Below are 16037 nucleotides of genomic sequence, written 5' to 3' on the forward strand. Positions count from 1 at the left end.
CGTTGTGGGAGCCTTTTCTACGGAAACAGGTGGTGTATGAAGGAGCATGAACGACGATTATGAGATGGCTAGATTCCTATCCTAAGGAAGTAAAAGTGTTTTTGCTGGCAAGTCTGGTCAACGCGACAGGCAGTGCCTTGATGTGGCCGCTGACAACGATGTATGTGTTTGACGAGTTAGGTCGGACGATGGCTAACGCCGGATTTGTCATCCTGATTCAATCGCTGGGCGGTATTTTTGGACAATTGCTTGGCGGCTCACTGTATCACAGAGTTGGAGTCAAAAAATTGATTATCGGATCGCTGGCACTGAATGCCTTAGGACTGTTTGCTCTACCGTGGATCAGTGCATATTGGGTTATATTTATCTGTGCAATGGGCTGGATTGGCTTATTCAGTTCCTTGTCGTTACCTGCGATTCAAGCGTTTATCGGTTTTCGTTTTGCAGAGCGACGTGGTGAGCTGTTCAACATTATTTATGTGGCGAACAACATCGGTGTGGCGATTGGTACAGCGCTTAGTGGATTTCTGGCGGACTTTTCGTATCACCTCAGCTTCATATTGAACGGGGTCACCTCGGTGGGCTTTGCGATATTCTTCTGGTATTATCTGTCTCGGCTTGAACCGGAGCAAGGGGAAGTACATCTGACCAAACGCCAGACGGAGACCGGTGGTGCAAGTGTATGGGCACTGCTAGGCAATACGAGGCTGTATCTGTTTATGAGTCTCGGTGTGCTGTTCCTGTTATTCGGTAACTCGATCTGGAATACAGGGGTATCGCCGTACATTATTTCAGAAGGCATGGAGAAAAGAATGTATGGTCTGCTCTGGACCCTGAACGGGGTGCTGATCTTTGTAGGACAGCCCTTCACGACGTGGATTAAACGTACAATGGCTCGTACTTCCAACGCTCAGATGACGGCTAGCGCCGTATTCTACGGTATGGCATACCTGGTGATGATCACAATGTATAACTATCCGGGCATGGTTCTAGCGATGGTGCTCGCGACCTTTGGGGAAATGCTGATCTCCCCGGCAACGCCAGCATTTATATCCGAGCACGCTGGACGAGCAGCGCCCTTCTATATTGGGGTGTCCGGTGGCATCGGAGCAATTGGTCGGGTCATTGGTCCGTATGCGATGGGAGTCATGTATGACAAGCAGGGATTAATTCCTGTAGCCTGGCTTGCGACTGCGATGGCAGCTGTAGCGGTAGTTGGTTTCCTACTGCATGCGGCACTGAATCGGCACCGTGAGGTGAAGGAATATGGAATCGACGGCTAAAAAAAGGAATAACCACAAACAGCCTTTCCTCTTGAAACGAGGGAAGGCTGTTTTTCATTCATTTCGTGCCTTTACAATTGCAACTAACACGCTAAATATAGTTCCACCGAATATGTTAAGCATATAATCAATTTCATCTAACGATTTACCCAATAAGATCATGCTGAATACCACGGATAATACATTCCACAAAACAAAAAAGCCCAAGAAGTATTTCAGAAAAATTTTTAATTTCATCTTGATTAACCTCACATCCATTCACAACGATTCATCCATTTTATACCAGTATATTAAGAGCTTGATCGTGTCTCTGTAATCTTCATGTAAAATCACATCATCCAGAACTGTCCACATCACAGGTTCATATAACATGAACGCTGTCATCCGGAACTAACCCCCATATTTATGCATAATGCTCATATAATAGAATAAAGACAGCAGTTAACAATCAGGGGGATGTTCTACATGTACAAGGTCTTGTTGGTTGATGATGAATTTTTGATCTCTGACGGAATTTCCAGTGTCGTGAATTGGTCCCTACTGGGTACGGAGCTCATCGGTATTGCTCACGATGGATTGGAAGCGCTTGCTTCAATCGAACGGCAGCGTCCTGACATTATTATCTCGGATATTCGTATGCCAGGTATGGATGGGCTGCAACTTGTTGAAGCGGTGGCGGAGAAATATCGGGAGATCTCGTTTATTATGCTCACAGGCTTTACTGAATTTGAGTATGCGAAGACTGCCATGCAATATGGGGTGAAGCATTACCTGCTCAAACCCTGCAGTGAGGAGAGTCTGGTTCAGGCCATTGGCGAGCTGGTCAGTGAGAAGCGTGAGCTTACAGATCATGAGCACTTTGTGCAGGCCATTCAATACAATTTGGAGCGAGTACTGCCACATGCGAAGGAGTATTTTCTGAAGGAATTGGTCACCAACAAGACGTATGGCGTGAAGGAATGGAAGTATTTTGGCGAGTTATTTAGTGTGCAATTTCTGGGTCAGCGTGTACGTTTGTTATTAGTCGAGATTGAGGGAGAGCATGAGTATCTGCACTTGTTCGCTGTTAAGAACATCGCAGAGGATATTTTTCATAATCCCATATTAAGTACAACGGTTAGAGGGCATCTGCTCGTCATGATGGAAGATACGATGTCAGAAGCACAGCTATTTCGGAATATTGATGAGATTCGAGTTACCTTTACCCGCTATTATCGCTATGACCTGACGATGGCGTTGAGTGAACCTGGTGAACTACCACAGGCGCGTCAATTATATATGCGAACGATTGCGTACCTGAACCATCGCTTTTACCTTGGAGAGGGCAGCCTTATTATGGAGCGTGATGTTGCCGCAATAGAGGAGCGGGATGTGCCTGAGTTTGAGTATGATCAGGGAAGGCTTGTCACCGCAATTCAAGCAGGGCACTGGCAGGACGCGGGAGCGGAGCTGAACCGAATCTTCCAACTGCTGGTCGATCTTCGATACGATATATCCCAGACCAAATCATACCTTATCCAAATATTTATGGAGATTATTCGGCTCAGCGGAGCTGCAGATATGAAGCATTATATGGACCGACTACCGTATATGATTGAGACGAGTACGTTGCATTCCTTCCAACAGTTCCTGCTGACTGTCGCCAAACAGATTACCCTTCGCCGTTATGAACAGCAGCGTTCCAGGCAGTCTCAGATGGTGCACCAGGTGAAGCAGCTTGTACAGAAACGCTATCAGGATGAAACGTTAACACTCCAGTCCATTGCCGGAGAGATCTACATGAATCCCGATTACATTGGCAAGATGTTCAAGAAAGAGACGGGCGAGAAATTCACCAATTATGTCCTCACCTACCGGATACAAAAAGCATTAGAGCTACTGGAGCAGGATGGGAATTATACGGTTTCCTTGCTCGCAGAGTATACGGGCTTTGGATCGAACTGGCCTTACTTCAGCAAAGTGTTCAAGAAATATACGGGATTCTCTCCATCCGAATATAAGAAAGCCATACCCTGACTGTCTTCAATGACAGCAGGTTTTTTTGTGTAGCCGTCCCTAGTTTCGGGCTGCTGAAACCGTACTTTTATCACACGAACTTGTAGAACACGGTTTTGAACATCCATATCTCGGAAATGAGCATGGGAAGAAGACCCACCCAAGGCCTATCATTATACCTATAGAGGTTGCTCAAAAAGTCCGCTTTTGATTACGAAGGATGCCTGACGGCATCTCAGCATCGAATATGGGATTCAGCCGAAATAAGTGGATGCTTACGCAGTTTGTTTCCTTCGGAAACAATGTGGTTGCTCACGTAGGTTTGCCTACGCTCCGCTACTCCATTTCTATCTTCATCCCATCTTCTCGGTACTGAAAACCGTTCTTTTTGAACACGCACCTATAGAGGATTTCCACATCAGAATTGGAGGTACAGTGGATGGAGCTGAAGCGAAGTCCGGTGATGGAGCCGGGACATTTGAAGCCATCTGGCAAATGGAGCTTTGTGAAAAAGGAACTTGTTCGTAACAGGTATGTATACCTCATGTTGCTTCCTGTCGTCGCCTATTATCTGATTTTTAGCTATGGGCCAATGTATGGGCTCCTGATGGCGTTTCAAGAATCATATAGCCCAGTCAAAGGCATAATGTCGGGAGAATGGGTCGGTTTTGACAATTTCACGATGTTCTTCGAAAGTTATTACTTCTGGAGACTCATTAAGAACACATTAATTCTGAGTTTTTACAGTATCGTATTCGGATTTCCAGCCCCAATCATACTTGCCTTGCTCTTGAATGAAGTACGTAAGAAATGGTTCAGAAGCACAGTGCAAACGGTCAGCTACATGCCGCATTTTATTTCAGTTGTTGTCGTGGTCGGAATGTTGAAAACGTTCTCATCCTTGGACGGCGGGTTGTTCAATGTCATTCGTGGGTTCTTCGATCTACAGCCGCTGATGTTCCTAGCAGAGAAGGATATGTTCCGTCCGCTGTACATTCTATCGAATATCTGGCAGGGAGCAGGCTGGGCGTCCATCATCTTCTTGGCGGCGCTTAGCGGCATTGATCCCCAGTTGTATGAAGCTGCCAAGATTGACGGTGCGAATCGCTGGCGCCAATTGCTCCATATTACACTGCCTGGCATCATGCCAACCATCGTCATCATGCTTATTCTGCGTATGGGCGCGGTGATGAATGCCGATTTCCAGAAAATATTGCTCATGCAAACCGCACCGACTTATGAGACATCGGATGTCATATCAACCTTTGTATACCGTTCCGGTATTCTGGAGGGCAATTATACGTATTCAACAGCCATTGGGCTGTTCAACGGAGTCATTAACTTTGCGCTGCTTATCGCTGCTAATGCAATCAGCAGAAAGCTCAACTCAACCAGTCTCTGGTAATTGGAAGGTGAAGCGATGAAGAGGTCTACAGGTGAACATATCTTTGATGCATTTAATACGCTGCTGCTCTTGGTGGTCATGATCCTGTGTTTCTACCCGATGCTGTATGTGTTCAACTCTTCGATTAGTGATCCGGATCAGATGTTACGTTCCCGTTCACTCATGCTCTGGCCCGAAGGCTTTCAGTTGGAAGCGTACAAAGCGGTATTTCAGGATACCCGTATCTACACGGGTTATATGAATACACTCTTCTACGTGGTGGTGGGGACAGCAATCAACTTGCTGATGACTTCACTCGCGGCGTATGGGTTATCTCGTAGTGACCTGCTGGGCAGAAAAACGCTGATGAAGTTGATTACATTCACGATGTTTTTTGGTGGAGGGATGATTCCCACGTTTCTGCTCATTCAAAATCTGGGGATGGTGGACACGCGCTTTGCCCTGATTATCCCTGGAGCGATCAGCACATTCTATTTTCTCATTATGAAAACAAACTTCGAAGGCATCCCGATCAGTCTGATCGAATCCGCGAAGCTGGATGGCGCCAATGATTTCTTGATTTTATTCCGCATTGTACTGCCTTTATCCAAGCCGATTCTAGCGGTTATGATGCTGTATTACGCCGTGGATCACTGGAATGACTACGTGGGGCCGATGCTCTATCTGCGGAGTCAAGAGCTGTACCCGATCCAGATTATTATGCGCGACATTTTAATTAGCAGCAGCACGGAAGCGATGGGGGCGGGTGTGGATACAGGCTTTGCAATAGGTGAGAACATCAAATATGCCACCATTATTATCTCGACACTTCCGATTATGCTGGTGTATCCGTTTATCCAACGCTATTTTGTTCAGGGTGCCTTAATCGGTGCTGTGAAACAATAAATTTAATCCTTGGAGGCGAATTACGTGAAAAAAAGAATGGGGTCTATTCTATTGTCATCTCTGCTCACCATGTCTTTATTGGCTGGATGTACAGGAGGAGCTAGTGAGCCAAGTGCTACAGAGCCTGAAGAAGGGACGGAGCCTGCGGTTCAAGCCTTGACTGAGATTCCGCTACCGATTACAAGTGAACCCTTCACGATTGATTATTGGCGCGCCAATGATGCGAAGCTCACAGCCTCACTGAACAATTTTTCAGATATGGCTTCCTACAAGGAAAAGGCGAAGAGAACGGGGATCGAGGCGAAGTTCACGCACCCTCCACTCGGACAACAACGGGATCAATTTAACCTGCTCATCTCTACCAAAGAATTACCTGACGTGATCTATTATAACTGGGCTGATGCCGTTGGCGGACCGGAGAAAATGATCAAGGATGGCCGAATCATCCGTTTGAACGAGCTGATCGATAGCTATGCACCTAACCTGAAGCGCATTATCGAATCTGATCCTGATGTGAAGAAGCAGATTGCCCTTGATGATGGAACGATCTATATGTTCCCGCTGCTCAAGCTGGATGCACTCAAGCTGAATGCAACCTCTGGTTTGATTATCCGCCAAGACTGGCTCGATAAGTTGAACCTGCAAGCTCCGACGAATATTGATGAGTGGTATACGGTGCTTAAGGCGTTCAAGGAGCAAGATCCGAATGGCAACGGGAAACAAGATGAATTACCCTTCACGGGTAACTGGGGACCAGGTAACCTGACGAAGCTGCATGACTTTGCTACTGCCTTTGGCGTTATTGGAGGCTTCCAGATGAATGGGGACAAGGTGGAATTCGGTCCTATTCAACCCGGATATCGTGACTTCTTGGAGACTATGGCGAAGTGGTATAAGGAAGGTCTGATTGATCCTGAGATTATGACCAATGATGGTAAGGCGTTCGACTACAAGGTTACCAACAATCTGGCGGGTGCTTATCAGGGCGGGGTATTCAGCGGTATGGGGAAATATTTTAACCTCATGAGAGATACCGATCCGAACTTCGATGTGACAGGTGCGCCATGGCCACAATCTCCAGATGGAACTGCTTATGCAACGTTTAACATGGAAGCGAAGGTGCTCAGCTATGGTGAAGCCATCACATCTTCGGCAGACGAAGACAAACTGAAATATATCGTACAGTGGATGGACTATAACTATAGTGAAGAGGGCAGTGACCTGTTCAACTTCGGGATCGAGAACGACAGTTATGTAAAAGAAGGAGATGGAGTCAAATTCACGGATGTCATTGTGGATAATCCAAAAGGTTTGACGTATGATCAGGCTCTAGCTTCGTATGCACTATCCATTATGGATGGCCCGATCAACCAAGACAGCCGCTATCTGGATGCACTCTTGTTCGATGAAGGACAACGTGCAGCGAATGAGGAATGGATGAAAGCCAGCTCAGCACTGACACTTCCGCCAATTCGTTTGTCCTCCGATGAGGTTAGCACAAGCACGTCCATTATGAGTCAAGTTAATACGTATCTGAATGAGACGATGACAGCTATCATTAGCGGACAGAAGCCAATCACGGAATTTGACACGATGGCTGAAACGATCAAAAGCATGGGCATTGACCGTGCCATCGAGATTCATCAAGCTGCGTATGACCGATATAATGCAAAATAATAGGCAAGAAATGTTCGTTATGTCTCATATGCTATATAAGTTCAACTAAACTTTTTACACGAGAACGGAGAGGACAGAAATAACGTGAAGAAGCGGAGCGTTCGCCTCAAAGCTTTCTGAAAGAAAGCTACTTCGGAAGCATACGCCATCACCGGATTTTCCCTTGGAAGAAGGGAATCAAAAAAATCTGGGGATAACAGCGATCGGAAGGTTATTCTGTCATCGGAGTGGTAAGTGTAAATATTTTTCAGTCGAACTTATATAGACGAATCTGAACATGTACACACGAACGAAAAGGGAGATTCGTGCATCATCCAAGCGTTGAATGCTGCTAGACGAGCGGGGCGCTAAAAAGATATAGGAGAATTTTCCTGCATGTGATATATCTAGTAGAGGTTGTTCAACACGCACTAGTAAAATCACGTGGTTCAAAGGAGCGCTTGTGTCATGATAGCCTACCGCAAACTAAGTATCAAAATGAAAATGTTCATGATGATCATGTTCATGATGGCATTTATTATCACGCTGGCTTTCAGTTCCTTGTATTATACGTATTCCGTCTATGATAAGCAGTTATTCGATAAGTCTTCCCGGCTGCTGAATCTCTCGTCCTCTACGGTTGATCTTGAATTGCAGAAGTTGGAAGCGTTATCACTAAATATGATCTCGGATATGCAAATCCAGCGGGCGCTAAAATCTTTGTTAGAGGATGACACGGCGTACTCCAGTTTTATTGAGCGTAAGAAGATTACAGATCGGCTATGGGAACACATTAGTGGGGCTGCACGTTACGTGCAGTCCGTTCATTTAATTGATTCTCAGGGAAGAGTGAATAAGTATGGTGAGACGATAACCGTATCTGAGGAAAAGTATGATCGAATGATTGCAGCTGCTGAGCATGCAAATGGTGCTGTTAGGTGGTTGTATCCAGATGATGATGACCCGATGCTGGTTATGGTTCGACAGGTACGAGCCTATGATCCGATGACGCTCAAGCCTGTCGGCATTTTGTTTCTACGGATTAACATTGAACGTCTCGTGAAGGAATACGCAGGATTGGATAGCCAGAATAGTGATATTGTTCTGAAGGCAGGAGACGACGTAGTTTATCCTTATCGGCAGCTCCAGAACGCAGTATCTGAAGGGCTGAAGCCATTGCCGGGCAGTGGTGGTTATGAGATCAAGAACCTGGATGGAAGGGCAGTATTTCTAGCGCAAAAGAAATCGTCCTACACCGGCTGGGTCTACTATAACATGGCCTCCTATCACGAGATTTTTGAGCGAATCATATGGCTGAAAAATGCGCTAATCGTCGTTTATGTCATAGCCATTGTAATCGTACTGACCCTTGGGATGGTATTTGCACGCAGCTTAACGAGACCGATTAGACAGCTCATCGGACAGATGAAAGAGGTGCAGTATGGTGATCTCGACAATATCGATAATGCGAATCTAACCGTGCCAACGCATCATCATATGGATGAGATCGGGTTATTGCACCGTACATATCGGTTGATGATCACCCACATCAATACACTTATTAAAGAAAATTATGCAAGCCAACTGGTCATTAAGGAAACGGAGTTCAAGGCGTTGCAGGCTCAGATTAATCCACATTTTCTGTATAATGCCCTGGATTCTATCCATTGGCTTGCCAAAAAGCATAAGCAGGAACAGATCTCCAGTATGGTGCTGTCGCTCGGCTATTTACTGCGCACATCAATCAGCTTCAAGCAGAATGTCATCACTTTGGCGGAAGAGCTGGAGATCGTTAATCATTACGTCACGATTCAGAAGTATCGTTTTCAGCACCGACTGGATTTTCACCTGCATGTGCCACAGCCTTACCTAGGGTGTGCTATTCCCAAGTTGACGTTACAGCCGTTACTGGAGAATGCGATCCAATATGGGCTGGAGCCGCAGGTGGGCGCCTGTCAGATTCGTGTGTATGCGGAACTATCAGAAGGGAAGCTCTTACTTGTCGTTGAAGATCACGGCCCAGGCATGGAACCGGAATTTGTGGAGAAGGTGCTTCGCGGTGAAGTGGAGACTCGGGGTACGGGAATTGGTCTGATGAACATCAGGGAGCGGCTACGTCTAGCCTTCGGTGACGATCATGACATCAGGCTAGAGAGCAAGCCGGGTTGCGGAACCAAGGTCATGGTTCCCTTACCGCTGCCGAAGGAGGAGAAGCTGTGGGAAGATTACTGCGAATAATAGGCATCATCTGCCTGACGGCAGCTCTGCTCGGTTGCGTGCCCCAATTTGCTCAAAGGCCTGGTATGGTGATTGAAGAAGAACCCATTACGCTGCGTATTGCCTGGTGGGGCGGAGAATTTCGTAACAATGCCACGATTGAAGTTATCCATCAATACGAACAATTGAATCCACATGTGAATATTGAGTACGAATACAGCAGTTTCAATGAATACTGGAGGAAAATGGCTCCACTGGCGGCGGGGAACTCGCTGCCAGATATTATCCAGATGGACATTTCGTATTTGGCTCAGTATAGCTCACTACAGCTGTTGGAGGATCTAGCACCGTATGCGCAGCGTGGATGGCTTGATACGAAGGACGTGGACAAACAGCAGCTGGATAGTGGCAGTATAGACGGCAAAGTCTACGGACTGAGCCTAGGTGTTAATGCGCTGTTGAGTATCTATGATCCGGAAGTGTTGCAGGCAAATGGTATTGAATTCCCGACAGATGCATGGACTTGGGACGATTTTGATCAGATGGGTAAGCACATCCAGGGAAGGGGCATCTACCTGGGTACTTATCTTACCCCAGAACAGTTTTTCGCGTATTACTTGAGGCAACATGGTGCTAAGCTGTACGCGGAGGATGGGACACGTCTCGGTTATGAGGATGACGCCCTGTTTGTTGAATACTTTGGACTGATGCAGCGCCTCGTGCAGGATAAACTCATCTTTGCTCCAGACATCTGGACCTCAGATATTGGTAAGCCAGACAATGATCCGTTTTATTTGGGTGAGGCTCTGTTTAGCTGGGGGTATTCTAACCAATTCATTAGTACCACTGAGCGTTATGGTAAGCCTTTATCTATTGCCCCAATGCCGGGGCCTAACAATTCGGATGGGCTGTTTCTGAAGCCAGGCATGTTCTTCTCCATTGCGGGTAATTCCAGACAGAAGGAAGAGGCAGCGAAGTTTATTAGCTTTTTCGTTAATGATCTGGATGCCAATCTACTGCTCAAAGGGGAGCGGGGTGTACCCGTTTCGTCCAGTGTGCGGGAGCAGATGAGAATGATCGTTGAACCGGAGCAAGCACAAGTATTCGACTATATAGATTGGGTCGCAGAACATAGCAGTCCGATGGATGCTCCAGATCCTGTAGGTAGCTCTGAAGTCACTGCCGTGCTGCGTGAGCTGTATGATCTATTGTTATTTGGCAAGTTAACGGCAGACGATGCAGCGCAGCAATTTCGTGAACGTGCCAATGCCATTTTGGCGAGAAGTGAAACCTAGCAATCTAATAATGATAAGGCCACTCTGTCATCAGAGTGGCATGTGTAACTAACCTGTATTTCAAATAATATCGTGTAACCTTCATTCCGCATGGATGAGGGTTTTTGGTGTGGAATGGTGGATATTTCCTCTAGTATAATTAAAATGGCAGTCATACTGCGAATAGAACTGCCAATAGATTCAAAGATTAGTAGGTTTGAAGAGACTATCCATATATCAACCGATGAGGAGTGTCAGGACATGTCCATACATCACATAGGTCAAAAGGTTACTTTTGCCGATATCAAAACGAGGTTGCCTCACGAAAGCTGGATGTATACACAGAATGAAGCACATGATGGTGAATTTGATGCCGAGGAAGTATGGCTGCATTCAGGTGATCTTCATATCAGTGAGCTGTTGCTGGATGAGGGGCCTTTTTTGATTATGGTGGAGGGAAATCTGATCGTTGATCGTTATATTGGAAACACAGAATCCGACGCGGCCGCTTCTAACCTGGTTGTGCATGGTGATCTTACAACGCCTTATATGCTCGTGGGAGGGCAGGAAATATATATTACAGGTGATCTTTATGTGGAGGATATGTTCTGGGGAGATTACAACCATGGAGAATTGACGGTGAGAGGCAACGTAGAAGGTGGGCTGCTAGTAAGTACAGAGCAATATGGAATTCAGGTTCAAGGACAGCGGAAAGTGAAGCGTCAGCTTGAAGAGTGGGAGGATCTCGGACCATGGCAAGGTTTTGACATGCTGGAGTTATTTGTTCCCGAGTGTGTAATTGACGAAGATACAGAAGAGCCGTTTCCATGGCGAGAAGAGATGATAAAGAGGCTGCAGCAGGGACAACCTGTCATTAAACGAGAGTATATTTATGCCGCAGAACTAGCGCCAGATGTACCGGATTGGTTCGAAGATCATCAGTTCACAGCTGAGAACATTGAGCGTCTTACTCACCCTTCATTATTACCTGTAAGAGAGGAGGGTGAGTTGCTGAACAGCTATGAGTTTTGGGTGGATGGACAGTTTTGCCGAGGTTCTGTCTATGGCGATGAGCATACGGAGGGCTATTTCCGCAGTCTGTATTTTCAGGACGAGCATGACTGTGCATTGTTGCTCAAAATAGAGCCAGCAGACCCAGCTTCGGGCTCTCCTAATGAACTTGCTGGGCAAGCGGGCAATCCTGTCTGGATGATCTCAGGCGCATATCGTTATGTGAACAGTGAGAACTCTGAATGGAGTGTATTTACGGAAGACTCACCTGCGGATATTCAGCAGTTAAGCAACCATGGATGGGACACCTTGCTGCAGTCCGTATCGAATTATCAGTATGCCCGCACCTTAATTTCACCGCAACTTATTCGTGACTTATTAGCATTGCCTATCGTGGAGCCATATGACGATTATTATGATGATGACCGGCATGGGCTGTGGATTGGAGACTTCTACTATGCATTTCGACAAGCAGGTCAGCTGTGTGATGGTGTTCCTCAACCAGCTATGCTGCGTATTGGTAGAGAGTATACGGATACACAAGGGGAGACGAAGGTCGAGAAATACTTCTATACGCTACACCAGCATGCGGACGGCACGGAAATTGTGCTGATCGAATACTCGGCCCAGGAGGACGAGGATGAGGAAGAGCCGTTGTTGCTTGAACTTCATTATGTAGGTGGATCTCAATTACTGTATACCGTTCAATTGTTGGAACGTGGGTGCAAGGAGCTCATTCAAGCGAATGAGGATTTATTGAATGGGGAGCTGCCGTACGCTGTTGAATCCTTTGCGAAGCGATATTGGAAATCCAAAGGATACCTGAAATAAACAAGCCGCTATCTTCTTTTTAATGCGGGACACAGTTCAGTAATAACGTTTAGTCATGTTAGATACTAGCCATCTATATCGGATTCCTTCGTTCTAATAAGATACAACCTATACATTAAGTACAACCTACACCATAAAACAGGACGCCCAGTCAGGATATTAAACCTGACCGAGCGTCTTGTTTGTTCACTTATATAGAAGAGTAGAGCGATATAAAGAGATATTAAGAGAGAGGTAGGCAGTAGGCAAGTGCGTATTATTTACGGTTCTGCTCTGCCCGCTCCACGATCATGTCGGCGAATTCCTCGGCTTGTCCTTGGATTGCAATCGGATCAAAGTACCAGTAGCGATCTTCTTGCAATTCATAGACTTGATTATTCTTCACTGCCGGAAGAGACTTCCAGATGGCATCTCCCTCATAACCCGCATTGCTCTCATCTACCGTGAGAAGGACATGGTCTCCTGCATACTCACCAATAACTTCACGCGAGATTTCTTTCCATTGTGTATCTCCCATGAGTTCCTGCTTGGTGATCTCAAGAGGTGCTAACTCCAGGGCACGATAGATCGCTTGTCCACCTCTGCCAAAGTTATCCCCGTAACCATAATACCCTTTGTCTGTTGCTTCCAGGATAGAGAATGTTTCTTCTGGCTTGATCACTTGTTTAACTTTGTCGCGCGCAGCTGTAATCCGTTCATCGTATGTTTTCAGCCATGCTTCGGCTTCATCTGCTCTGTCCAGCAACTCACCGAATCCACGAATCTCTTCATGTACATCAGCGAACGTACCATGGGTGATTACGACAGTCGTGGCAATTTTCTTATACTTCTCAACCTCTTCTGGTTGTTTAGAAGCAGTGATAATCAGATCTGGATTAAGTGCAATAATCTTCTCGAGTGATACCGTTCCGCGATCACCGATATCTGCAATACCTTGAACCTGATCAGCGTAATAAGGATTCTCCAGATAATATTTAACGGCACCCACAGGCTTTATCCCTAATGCAAGGAGATCACTTACGTACATATCCGTAACAATCCGTTGAGGTTCAGCAGGAATTTCAACATCCCCCTCTGCGGAAGCATATATGCGTGTAGCATTGGATGTACCCTTGGAATTGGATGATGTATCTGCTTTCGTTTCAGTGGAGCCATTCGTTGCTTCGACCCCGGCGCTCGCTTGCTCCGTGGAGCTGGATGTATCTGTGTTACTACCACAGGCAGCTAACACCATTAACATGGCAAGCATGATGAATAGTCCTGCAAAGCGGTTTTTTACGACAAACATAGTCTATATCCCCCTGTATATAATCAATAATGATTATTATTCTCATTAATAAGATAGAGGAAGAGTTCTCATTTGTACATGGACGGCTATGATCATCGAACCATGGACAAATGTGATGTTAACTGGTGCAGGATGTGTTTCAGTTGCTCGATCATAGAGATCGGATCGAAACCATAGAACATGTCATCACTGATGGTGTAGACTCGATTGTTTCGAATCGCCTCCAAATTGCTCCAGCGCTCCTGATGAAGTAAGTGATCGACGACTTCACGCTGGGCTAGTTCGGAGGGATAGGACATGAAGATATAATCTGCTGCATACAGATGAACTTCGGATAAAGGGACATGCGCATATCCCGTGAGCAAGTGACCCTCTCTTTTCATGTGAGCAGGAGGTGAGAAACCAAGCGTTTGGTACAGCACATGTGAAGCTCTTCCCCAGCCGTGGCCGTAGATATAGGCTCCGCTCTCCCCAATCCAGAAGATGCATACCGCTGTTCCACGTACAGTCCCCAGGCAACGATCTAACGTAAGGTTAGCCTCTTGTTGAAGTGTATCGTACTGAATTAGCCATTGTCTGGCGTTAGCCTCAAGTCCAGCTATTCGTCCGAGTCTCAGTAATTGTTCTTGCCAGTCAAGTTCTTCGAAAGGCAGCAGGACTGTAGGCGCAATCTGCCGCAGCTTATCTAGGTTGGCGTGTGGTGCATAACCGACAATGAGATCTGGATGGGCGTCTGCAATGAGATCCAGATTGTGAATAAATTCATGCTCGCCCCGCTGTTCAAATTGATCCATTCCTTGTTCTTGAATGCGATCCCTCATCCAGCTAGCAACAGCACCTATATGGGGGATCTGACCTAGTGCAATCAACGAAGCAGTATAATTAAATGTAAGTGAGACAATTTTCTTCGGCATCTTCCGGTAAATTGTCGGGGCGGAACCAACGACCTGTTTGAATTTACGGCTCAAATAAAAGGTGTCACGATATCCTGTCAGCTCTGCCAGCTCCTGTAGTGAAGGATTCGAGAGCAGAAGATGTTCTTGGGCAATTCGAATGCGCAGCCGAGTAATGTACTCGACAAACGTAAGTCCCGTCCTTTTTTTGAACTCTCGAGAGAAATGCTCTGGACTGATATTGAACTCTCTTGCCAATTGCTCGCGGGAGAGAGGGTGTGTATACATGTCATGAATGCGTTTGATCGTGAGATCCAGCCAAGAATGATCCTCCTGTGTTACCTGTACAACTTGTTCCTTTAAAGTAGCGAGTAATTGAAAGAACAACATATGTAGTTTAAAAGGATTGTCAGCCTCAGGGCACATACAGGCTTGAGCCAAATCATATACGAAGTCAGTCATATTATGGCTTGTTAACGACGTTACCGATGCAAACGGCCAGGTATCTACTTCCTGTTCTATCGGTTCAAATGCGATAACAAAGCCCTGTAGCGGAGCCACTGAGCCACGTTTACGCTCATGTCGAAGTATAGTTCCTGCTCGCCGTACAATGACTGAGCTTGTATCTACTGTAAATTGTTCGTTTGTAGTGCTTAGTCTGGCTTGGCCGGCAGTCACAATATAGATGGTGTGCAGCTCGCTCCACAACTGATCTGTTCGAGAGAGCGCTTCTTGATCGTGGATCTTCACAAGATACCGAAGTTTGTACATAGGAGAGGGAATGGCACAGATTTCATGCAGAGGAACAGATGCAGGTGGCGTCTTGCTGTAGAAGCCGTGTTCCGAGTTGCGCATAAACAATGATCTCCTTTCTGATCGGTCTAAGATAATAAGCAGTATAACCTATAACGGAGCGGTGTGGGCACCAACATGTTGAATCATATAATTCAATTAAAAATGGAAAAAGAGGTTGAAATCGCTACCAACTCAGACTATAATGAAAATGTCGAAACGTTTCAATCTGCTATTTATAAGCGTAATTAACGATTTTATGTATTTGAAAAAGCAAGATAATTGATATTTATACGTACAATAATAACGTTGATAGAACGCTAGTAAATATCTTGTTAAGCTTAGTAGCAGAGGGTTTTTGGAGCAATTGTTAAGCATTTTTTCGGAGAGTGTTCGAAACGTTTCGAATTAGTATCGGAGCATATCCTATTAGTGCGGAAGTACCCCACAATCGTAGAAAGTTATTAGATATAGTGGTTGTCACAACCATTTACAGTATAAAATGTA

The 16037-nt window shown here is 45.9% G+C and carries 10 protein-coding genes; 8 read left to right on the forward strand and 2 right to left on the reverse strand.

All coding sequences use genetic code 11. The annotated features are described in order from the left end of the window. Window positions 1-59: 59 nt before the first annotated feature. From ASD24_RS25830 to ASD24_RS25870, 8 genes are all read left to right on the forward strand, one after another. Window positions 60-1283 (forward strand): MFS transporter, encoded by a 1224-nt coding sequence (locus ASD24_RS25830; protein WP_056702046.1) that lies wholly within the window; start codon window positions 60-62, stop codon window positions 1281-1283. Window positions 1284-1748: 465 nt separating this feature from the next. Further along, window positions 1749-3299 (forward strand): response regulator, encoded by a 1551-nt coding sequence (locus ASD24_RS25840; protein WP_056702050.1) that lies wholly within the window; start codon window positions 1749-1751, stop codon window positions 3297-3299. 442 nt (window positions 3300-3741) lie between these two features. Next, window positions 3742-4683 carry an ABC transporter permease gene (locus ASD24_RS25845; RefSeq protein ID WP_235540867.1) on the forward strand — a complete coding sequence of 314 codons (942 nt, stop codon included), beginning with the start codon at window positions 3742-3744 and terminating at the stop codon, window positions 4681-4683. A 15-nt stretch (window positions 4684-4698) separates the two neighbouring features. Further along, window positions 4699-5568 (forward strand): carbohydrate ABC transporter permease, encoded by an 870-nt coding sequence (locus tag ASD24_RS25850; protein ID WP_056702053.1) that lies wholly within the window; start codon window positions 4699-4701, stop codon window positions 5566-5568. A 24-nt stretch (window positions 5569-5592) separates the two neighbouring features. After that, window positions 5593-7245, forward strand: coding sequence for an extracellular solute-binding protein (locus tag ASD24_RS25855; RefSeq protein WP_056702055.1), 1653 nt, complete (start codon window positions 5593-5595; stop codon window positions 7243-7245). 447 nt (window positions 7246-7692) lie between these two features. Beyond that, on the forward strand, window positions 7693-9462 hold the full coding sequence (locus ASD24_RS25860; RefSeq protein ID WP_056702057.1) for a sensor histidine kinase: 1770 nt from the start codon (window positions 7693-7695) through the stop codon (window positions 9460-9462). After that, complete coding sequence (locus ASD24_RS25865; RefSeq protein WP_056702058.1) at window positions 9441-10736, forward strand: ABC transporter substrate-binding protein; 1296 nt, start codon at window positions 9441-9443, stop codon at window positions 10734-10736. Before ASD24_RS25860 ends, ASD24_RS25865 begins: the two co-directional genes overlap by 22 nt. Window positions 10737-10976: 240 nt before the next feature. Continuing rightward, a complete protein-coding gene (locus tag ASD24_RS25870; RefSeq protein WP_056702060.1) occupies window positions 10977-12557 on the forward strand; it encodes a hypothetical protein in 1581 nt (526 codons plus the stop codon). A 256-nt stretch (window positions 12558-12813) separates the two neighbouring features. Here ASD24_RS25870 and ASD24_RS25875 read toward each other — a convergent pair whose 3' ends face one another. Together ASD24_RS25875 and ASD24_RS25880 are read right to left on the reverse strand one after the other, a co-directional pair. Then, entirely contained in the window at window positions 12814-13845 is a 1032-nt protein-coding gene (locus tag ASD24_RS25875; RefSeq protein ID WP_056702062.1) for an ABC transporter substrate-binding protein, read from the reverse strand. Window positions 13846-13937: 92 nt separating this feature from the next. Continuing rightward, complete coding sequence (locus tag ASD24_RS25880; protein WP_056702064.1) at window positions 13938-15593, reverse strand: AraC family transcriptional regulator; 1656 nt, start codon at window positions 15591-15593, stop codon at window positions 13938-13940. Window positions 15594-16037: the final 444 nt, after the last annotated feature.

This window comes from Paenibacillus sp. Root52 (assembly GCF_001426865.1).
GTDB lineage: Bacteria > Bacillota > Bacilli > Paenibacillales > Paenibacillaceae > Paenibacillus.